Annotated in this window: 7 protein-coding genes and 5 pseudogenes; 7 read left to right on the top strand and 5 right to left on the bottom strand. The window is 67.7% G+C overall.

Features of this window, described 5'->3' with window-relative positions; translation table 11 throughout:
- The 3 genes from AOQ53_RS21960 to AOQ53_RS47740 form a co-directional block, all read left to right on the top strand.
- Positions 1 to 805, top strand: an 805-nt coding sequence (locus tag AOQ53_RS21960; protein WP_236711750.1) for an RNA-binding protein, incomplete at its 5' end; no start/stop codon positions are given.
- Positions 806 to 1038: 233 nt separating this feature from the next.
- The gene (locus AOQ53_RS47745; protein ID WP_330219361.1) at positions 1039 to 1410 is read left to right on the top strand and encodes a GNAT family N-acetyltransferase; all 372 of its coding nucleotides are present in this window, start codon (positions 1039 to 1041) and stop codon (positions 1408 to 1410) included.
- Positions 1359 to 1616 (top strand): GNAT family N-acetyltransferase, encoded by a 258-nt coding sequence (locus AOQ53_RS47740; protein ID WP_330219362.1) that lies wholly within the window; start codon positions 1359 to 1361, stop codon positions 1614 to 1616. Before AOQ53_RS47745 ends, AOQ53_RS47740 begins: the two co-directional genes overlap by 52 nt.
- Before the next feature lie 20 nt (positions 1617 to 1636).
- On the opposite strand, the pseudogene AOQ53_RS41430 reads toward AOQ53_RS47740, so the two are convergent.
- A pseudogene (locus AOQ53_RS41430) lies at positions 1637 to 1995 on the bottom strand (ATP-binding protein); the annotation flags it as partial.
- Between the two features lie 260 nt (positions 1996 to 2255).
- Between AOQ53_RS41430 and AOQ53_RS21950 the strand changes: the two are divergent.
- A complete protein-coding gene (locus tag AOQ53_RS21950) occupies positions 2256 to 2480 on the top strand; it encodes a DUF5133 domain-containing protein (RefSeq protein WP_059419765.1) in 225 nt (74 codons plus the stop codon).
- Positions 2481 to 4085: 1605 nt separating this feature from the next.
- Positions 4086 to 4235 (top strand): hypothetical protein, encoded by a 150-nt coding sequence (locus tag AOQ53_RS44780; RefSeq protein ID WP_167745749.1) that lies wholly within the window; start codon positions 4086 to 4088, stop codon positions 4233 to 4235.
- 519 nt (positions 4236 to 4754) lie between these two features.
- Here the strand turns inward: AOQ53_RS44780 and AOQ53_RS21945 are convergent.
- Positions 4755 to 5030 carry a hypothetical protein gene (locus tag AOQ53_RS21945; protein ID WP_059419764.1) on the bottom strand — a complete coding sequence of 92 codons (276 nt, stop codon included), beginning with the start codon at positions 5028 to 5030 and terminating at the stop codon, positions 4755 to 4757.
- 153 nt (positions 5031 to 5183) lie between these two features.
- On the opposite strand from AOQ53_RS21945, the gene AOQ53_RS21940 reads away from it, so the two are divergent.
- Positions 5184 to 5807, top strand: a complete 624-nt coding sequence (locus AOQ53_RS21940; protein WP_059419763.1) for a hypothetical protein — start codon at positions 5184 to 5186, stop codon at positions 5805 to 5807.
- A 53-nt stretch (positions 5808 to 5860) separates the two neighbouring features.
- Here AOQ53_RS21940 and AOQ53_RS46440 read toward each other — a convergent pair.
- Positions 5861 to 6301: pseudogene (locus AOQ53_RS46440) on the bottom strand (replication-relaxation family protein); the annotation flags it as partial.
- 142 nt (positions 6302 to 6443) lie between these two features.
- A pseudogene (locus tag AOQ53_RS46430) lies at positions 6444 to 6840 on the bottom strand (transposase); the annotation flags it as partial.
- A gap of 130 nt (positions 6841 to 6970) precedes the next feature.
- On the opposite strand from AOQ53_RS46430, the pseudogene AOQ53_RS21935 reads away from it, so the two are divergent.
- Positions 6971 to 7826 (top strand): annotated as a pseudogene (locus AOQ53_RS21935) (IS481 family transposase); the annotation flags it as partial.
- 5 nt (positions 7827 to 7831) lie between these two features.
- Here the strand turns inward: AOQ53_RS21935 and AOQ53_RS45250 are convergent.
- Positions 7832 to 7923, bottom strand: a pseudogene (locus AOQ53_RS45250) (IS5/IS1182 family transposase); the annotation flags it as partial.

The raw sequence follows: 7923 nt of genomic DNA, 5'->3' as shown, positions 1-7923 counted from the left end.
GGCAGTTACCGACACGAGTGATCAAGTACGACGAGCCGTTCGAGGCCCGAGGTTAAAGATCAAGCTAGAGGCGCCGGTTGACGGACACGGACTCGCTGGGCTGTTCCCGCCCGACCTCACCGGCTACTACGACGGTGCCGAGGTCTCAGTGCCGGTCGCGCTGGAGCTGGTCCGGGCCATGCTCCGCGACCAGGGCGCCTGGTGTCGGCTGGAGCAGCAGGACACGTTCACTGTGCACGTCGGGTGGGATCAGTACCTGTACGTCGGCAGCGACCAGCCCTGCGAAGCAGCCGTCGCCCGGACCCGCGAGCTCGGCCTGTTCGCGGAACCGATCACGGCCTCGCCCTACGCCGCAGACCTTGAGGAACCAGAGGTGACACAGGCTGCGGACGAGGAGTTCTGGGAACGAGTACGCGCAGAACTGGCCGCACCGGAGACGCTCCTCCTGGAGGAGACCTACGTCCGCAACGCCACTCGCTGGCACCGCCTCACCGAGAACAACCTCGATACCGTCCGCGCCGTGCTCGGCCCACGCGCGCTCCTGACCGTCTGGCCCGACCTCACCCCTGATGTCGATGCGGTCCTTGCCGCGCTGCCCGAGGACGAATCCGTGGACTTCGTCTGGGAGGCGTCGAACGGAACGATCCGCCACGTGACCGTCGACGAGACCAACCACCAACAGCTCACCACTTGGGTGGTGGGCGCGAGGGCGGCCCGCTCCCTGCCCCTGGCCGTCGACGAACGCCACCCACTGTTCCACGTTGCTCTACCTGACAGTGACGGCGTGCTGCGCGCCAGGTGGTGACCTGGTTGGCTTCGTTCACTTCTGGTGACAGCTTTTGTTGACGAGTTTGGACAGCGGTTAGGTGATCGTCGATCCCGTGTTGTTCACGCGTTCTGACGGCACGGACGGTGTCGTTTGTCGGTGGCCAGCGTGCCCGTGCGCGGTCTGACGCAGCTGAGGCGGAGACGGTCAAACCGGGCCAGGGAGCTTTCTGGCTCTGGAGTTCGACTCCCTTGCAGGGCAAGATCGGGCACATGTCCAGCCAACGTGAGATCATTCTGCCGCCAAGCATTCGGTTATCAGGAGACGGGATACTGCTGAGAGAGTGGGCTGAGTCCGACCTGTCCGCGCTGGTTGAGATCTATGACGATCCCGAGATCGACCGATGGACTCCGGTGCCCTCTCCGTTCGACTCCAGAGCGGCGCGTGAGTACCTGACCAAGGCTCGCGAAGGCCGCGAGGAAGGACGCAAGAAGGCGCAATTGGCGATCACTACCGACGGTGAGCAGCCGCGCGGTGAAGTCCTCCTCTTTCGCAGCGAGCTCGACGCGCGGGACTTGAGCTCGCGTATGGCATCGGCAGCCGACATCGGCGGCAGGGCCTGGCCTCACGAGCTGTCAAATTGATGGCTGACTACGCCTGTCGCCAGCTGGACGCAAGGCGCGTGCTGCTGCGCATTGAAACGGGGAACTCCCCGAGCGTGGCTGTCGCTCGCGCAACTGGCTTCCGGCTCACCGACGACGAGCCCATCACGCGCGAGGCCAAGGGCCGCCAGGTGACATTGCTTACCTGGTGTTATCAGAACGGCGGAGCAAATGCCCTTTCGGCCTGAGCGGCTGGGACGCCTCGCCTTCAGCCCGCCTCGGCATGTTCAGCACGTGCCCGAGTCCCGGCAAGTCGGTAGGAGTCGGTGCCGGTTTCGATGATGGTGCCGTTGAAGGTGAGGCGGTCGCCGATGGCCGCGCAGAGACGGGGGTCGGTGAACGTCTTCGTCCACCTCCAAACGACTCCTTGGAAGCGATGGTGACGCTGTTCTTCTCCTCGTGCTCGGTCACGACCTGGAACAGCAACTCGGCGTCGTGCCGGGCCGGTTCCATGTATCCGAGCTCATCGATGCACAAAAGATCGACACGGCCGTAGCGGGCGAGGGTCTTGTTCAGCTGCTTCTCGTCGGCAGCCTCGACCAGCTCGTTCACCAGCTTCGTGGCGAGCTCGATGTGGAGCGACGCGTTGAAACGTCGCGGAGAACCCGGGGACCCGACTGTGCACCCTGTGCGCAGCCGGGCAGGAGCTGACGCCGCTCCTGCGCGGCTTCGGACACATCGCCGACTCCGCCCCCGGCGACTCCTAGACCCGCGGCCGACGCCGTCGGCGGCCCGGCACGGGCCTCGACGTGCGTCAGGCGCCGGCGGCTGCGACCGTATGGGTGAAAGGGCTGGTCCACACGAGCTACGCCGGAAGGGAGCCAGCCATGATCACGGCGCACCCTTCGCTCCTGCGGGAGCTGGTCGAACGATGCGAAACACTCAGACACCGCCTGGCCGCCGACAACAGGGCTGAGACCGCCCGCCAGCTCGAGGACGCCACCTACACACTGTGTGTGATCACCGGCACCCGCCAGCTGGACACAGCACTGTCTGTCGCCCGTCGACAACTGGCCGAGGCCATGAGACGAGAACGGCCCCTCCGCCACTGAAAACCGCACTGGCCGCGGCCTCAAAATGCGCGGCACGGTCCCAGACCCACACCGACGTGGATCTGGAGCCGACCCACGCCCGGCAAACCGAGGACCGCGAACCGCCCGCCCCCACCCCGTTCAGTGACCGATCAGCTGCCAGGTTTCGATCCCCTGGACTGAGAGCCAGGTGATGACTCGCCCTCTGGCCCGGTGGTCCGGCCGGGGGCATGCGACAGCATCACCGCTGTCTGCCAGCGCAGGGAGGCGATCGCCTCGGCCAGCTGCTCACGCAAGCACACACCCGCATCGAACCCGGCTGCCGCCGCGGTCAAGCCCGGGCCGTCCGTCTCGCCCAGGCCACCCATCTGCGCATCTCTCAAGCGAGCCGGTCCGCAACGGCAAGCACCACAACAGCGGCAACAAGCACCGCTGCGTAGGTGACCATCACGACCCGGCCCCACCCGCCGTCACACCTGACGCCCGCGCCCAGGGCATCCCGCTCGGGCCGGGAGCCAATATGCCCAGGCGGTGCCGCATGGGGCACCGCGTCGTCCACGCGATGATTCACACCCGCATCAACGCGTGACGAGGGTTTTCCGACACAGCACAACCGCCGCCATCACCCTTTCAGCCCACGCCGCCCTCCCCACGGCGCTGGCCTTGGCGCCACCGGCAGCGCCGCAAAGGTCATCGAACACGCACCGTCCAGTGAACCAAGCGGGTGAGCGTACTGCGGTCGGCGGGTGGTGCAGGCAGCCCCTCGCTCGGCAGGCCGCACACTGGGGGCATCATGAGCAGGCAGCTGGAGCGTGACCCTCACCCAGGCTGCACGGGCATGATGAGCAGGTCCTGGAGCAAAACCCTCCGCCAGGCTCCAGGACCTCTCGCCAGCCGGGCGTCACTCTCCGCCTGTGATCTCGATACGGCGAGGCTGGGCTTGGCCGCTTCGGCCTTGGGCACCTTGGCCTCAGCACACCCTCGCTCAGGTGGTTCCCTGATGGGTGATCGCGACACCGCCTGCGGAGGTACAGGGACCACCGCGCCACCCCAGCACACGGGGGCTGGTAGCGACGCCTCCCGGCCGCTCATGCGTCAGCAGACCGTCCCGCCCGGACTGCGCCGCCAGCGCCCGCGCTGCGCACGCATGACATGCGCCCTAGGCCATTCGGCCCCATCCTGTTGAAGCGGCACCATCGGCTGCACAGGCCGACCACCCCCGGGAGGTCCTGTGGTCCTGCTCGCCCTGCTCGTGCCTGCCCTGATGATGGCTTTCCTCTTTGCCATGGACGCGCTCGAGAATCTCCTCTTCCCCCGCCCGACAGCGGAAGACGAGAGGACTTCAGCCGACGGGAGACCAACGCGCTCTCCCTGACAGTGCCACGGCAGCCCGGCTCGTCTAGCCGGGCTGGTGGGGCCTGGCTCGCCGGAAGCGATGTAGCAAGGCAGGGTGAACGTGTGTCCCGCGTGCTGCTCGTGGTCGGGCAAGAGGAGATCGAGGTTGAGGCCCGGCTGGGAGTCTTCAGCAGAACTGAACGATCAAGCTGGGGTGGCATCCTGCGGGGTGCCCCCGCCGGTCCAGCTGGACGAAGACGAGGTCGACGAAGCCGTGGCCTCATCGAGGCCATGACCCGCGACGACCCCACGGGTCCCGAGTTCACCGACCGCTACAGCGAGGCGCTGCACGAGGTGATCGAGGCCAAGCGGGAAGACCGCCAACTTCCGCATGCCCCGGAGCCGCCGGGTCAACTGGTGGACCTGATGGCCGCGCTGTAGGAGTCGGTTGACAAGACCCGGGCGGGGCGCGGCGAGACGGGCGGCGCAGACCGGCAGGAGGCGCCGACCACACCGGCGAAGAAGGCCGCGGTGCGGAAGACGCCGGGGAAGGCGACCGCCCGGGCGGCGTCCTCGAAGAACGCCGGGCGATCGGCCGATCTGCGAACACAAGCACGCTGACCTGCCCTGGTCGGGCCCGTGGTCGGGGCACCGGGCCGTGGTCGGCCTGCCGGGTGTCTAGTCGGGGGCGGGGAGCTCCGGCGGGAAGTGCCGCTCCAGGATCTCCGCCCATCGGTGCAGAACGACGAACCTGGTCGTGTCCGCCTGCGCCTGGACGCGCCGACGCTGAAGGCCGGTATGCCGGCGCGGAGCCCGAATGGCAGGCCGGAGCCGAGTAGACGCTGCTGTGGATCGACAACACCGCCAGCCAGCTGACCGAGGGCAGGCAGAGGCAAGCCGGTGGTGGCGGGTGAGCAGCGCGCTGACCTGCCCTGGTCGGGCTGATGGTCGGGGCTGTGGTCAGGGCGTGTCGCCGGAGTAGTAGAAGCGGCAGCTCACACCGGGGCCAGGCTTGCGCGGTTCGCCAGGGCGCGGGTCGTACAGCGACCGACCACCAGGGAACTGCCCGAGCTCGGTGGACAGGGCCGCACCCTCGTCGACTTCCTCCGGCCGCCAGCCTGCGATGTCCAACAGCAGCCCGTCCAACGGCCCGCCTATCAGCGCGGCGTATGTCTGCCACGGCAGTGGGCCCGGGTTGGGGGCGTCGTGGTCGTGGCCGCAGAACCGGCCGCGCAGTGGCTTCGTCCACGTTCAGCAGCAGCGTTTGTTCACTGGTTGCGGCGGCAGTCGATGATCGGCAAGCTTGTGGATGTTGGGGAGATATAACGGCACTGTCAGCGCTGCCAAGGCTGTGTGAGTGACGGGGGGGCACCGGTGAGTAAGCGGCATGTGCAGAAGATGCTGCGGCAGATGGCGAGCGGGGAGCCTGTTGAGGTCGCCCCCGCCATGGCGTCGATGAAGAAACTCGCCCGGCTCGCCTTCATCGCCGAGCAGTTCGGGTACGAGTACGCGGACATATGGCAGGGTGGAGGGCCACAGGGCAACGGGTACGTGATGTTGATCGTGCCCGATCCTCGCCCGCAGGCCCGCGCGCGGGCCGCGCAGAACTGGGCGCAGTACCCGAACGCGAGCGACGGGGTCGCGCTACCTCCCGTCGTGCCCGAAGCGATCGAGCTCCTCAAGGCCCGCATCACGTTCGACATCACCGCCAGATACAGCGACAAGCAGCGGATGGTGCTCGCCGGTGTCGGCACCGTTCCGTTGGCAGTGCTCCTCGGTTTCACGCTCAGCGCGGGTACTACTGCCGTTGTCCTTGCTGGCATCGTCTGGGCCGGGCTGATAGCCCTCGTGCCAGTCGGACTCGTCGTCAACCGACGCTTCAGAGCAAAGTACGCCGCCCTCCTGCAAGCTGCCGGGTTCACATTGGTGACCGACCAGAACGGTCGGCCGCGGTATGTGCCACCGGGAGGGCACCTTCCTGGTCACGGCAATCCGTTCCCCGGAGGCACGTAGTGCCCGCGGCGCGGGCCTGGCAAGCTCCCCGCTGTCTTCAAAACTCGTGGACATCACGCGACCGTGGAGCCGGGTGCCTCCCAAACCCGTGTACACACGACTCGTGAAATAAGGCCAGCAGGCCGTAGGCAGCCGTGCCAGCGGGCGTCAGGGCGTGTCGCCGGAGTAGTAGAAGCGGCAGCTGACGTCGGGGCCGGGTGTGCGGGGTTCGCCGAGGCGCGGGTCGTACAGGGCGCGGCCAGCCACTCCTGCTTGCCGGTGCTCTTCCACACGTTGGTGCGGTACTCGTCGTATGCGGTCAGCTTGGCGGTGAGCTTGCCGAACGTCATTGACGCGCGGTCCACCTCTACGAACACGTGCGGCAGGTTGCTGTAGGGCAGGTGGACCAGGGCATCGGCCACGAGGCTCTGGTGGCGCGGCACGGGGTGGGCGACTTCCACTTCCCAGTCCCCCAGCGTGCCGACGCCGTACCGGTGGAAGGCGATAGCGCTCTGCGTGACGGCTAGGTCATTTCTCTTGGATCATCGTGCTGACCAGATGAGGATGGCTGCGACGTGGAGTCCGGCCAGGTAGATGGTGGCAGTCTTGTCGTAGTGGGTGGCAATGCCTCGCCATTGTTCGAGGCGAAGGCCAGTTGCGGCAGTTGCCGTCGGCGGCGAGATGAATCTTCGTAGTCAGGCCGCCTCGAGAGCGGCCGATGACATGGTCCGTGGGCTCGTCGGCCAGCCCCCCTTGCGGGCTCCGGCCGCAAGCTGATGTGCTCGAACAACTGTGGAATCGACGGACACCACCCAGCTCAGGTTCTCATCCGCGTCCGCCTGGGCCAGCAGGGCGGTAAACACTCGCTGCCAGGTCCCGTCGATCGGCCAGTTTCGCAGACGGCTGTAGGCACCCTTCGACGAGCCGAACTCCGCAGGCAGGTCCATTCACGGAGATCCGGTGCGGTACTTCCAGACGGTTGCGTCGATCACTTGCCGGTAATCACGCCATCTTCCTCCTCTGCGAGGAGTCCGGTCAGGCAACAGGGGCTCATCCTGGCCCACTGGGCGTCGGTCAACACGCTCAAAACAAGGTGGGCTGTCCCGGGACGTTGGTGACAGCCGACACGCCTTGAGCGGTCCTTGAATGGGGTGAGTGCCTCTGGGTTCGGTGTGGATTGCGAGATCTGCAACCGGCACCCAGGAGACCCTCGCTGTCCCACCAACGCCCCGCTGACGCCGACCGGCAGGCTGCGTCTGGCCCGGTGTGTCGTCGAGGACGGCTGGCCGCTACGGCGTGCCGCGGAACGCTTCCAGGTCAGTCACACCACCGCCGCCCGCCGGGCCGACCGCTACCAGCGCCTCGGGACAGCGGGCCTGCACGACCGCTCCAGCCGCCCGCACCACCAGCCCCGCCGCACCCCTGCCGCCGTCGAGGAGCGGGTCGTGCGGCTGCGGCGCGAGCACCGCATCGGGCCGGTGCGGCTGGCCGCCCGATGCGGCATCACCGCCTCCACCGCTCACTGCATCCTGCACCGTCACGGCCTGCCCGTCCAGGCCGCCACCGACCGGGCCACCGGCGAACCCATCCGCCGCTACGAACGCGCCCGTCCAGGCGAACTGATCCACATCGATGTCAAGAAGCTCGGCCGCGTCCCCGACGGCGGCGGCCACAAGGTCCTCGGCCGCGTAGGCGGCCGGGCCAACCAGGACCGCCGCCACGGCACCGGATACGCCTACCTGCACACCGCGCTGGACGACCACTCCCGCCTGGCCTACACCGAGGACCTGCCCGACGAGAAGGCCGCCACCTGCGCCGGCTTCGTGCGACGGGCCACCGCCTGGTTCGCCGCACAGGGCTCACGGTCGAACACGTCCTGACCGACAACGCCTGGGCCTACACCAAGAACACCTGGCGCGACACCTGCCGCGACCCGGGCATCAGCCCCCGCTACACCCGCCCCTGGCGGCCGCAGACAACGGCTAGGCCGAACGCTTCCACCACACCCTGCTCGACGAATGGGCCTACCACCGGCCTCACAACGGCTAACAGAATGAGCTGAGTTGCCAGTGGGTGATGAGGTAGCAGGCGAGTTTGCGGAGCGCCTCGTGGATGTCGGCCCGCCTTTCCCAGCGCA

The organism is Streptomyces azureus, from assembly GCF_001270025.1.
GTDB lineage: Bacteria > Actinomycetota > Actinomycetes > Streptomycetales > Streptomycetaceae > Streptomyces > Streptomyces azureus.
The sequence above is the reverse complement of the archived record's forward strand: the minus strand, read 5'-3'. Positions and strand labels throughout refer to the sequence as shown.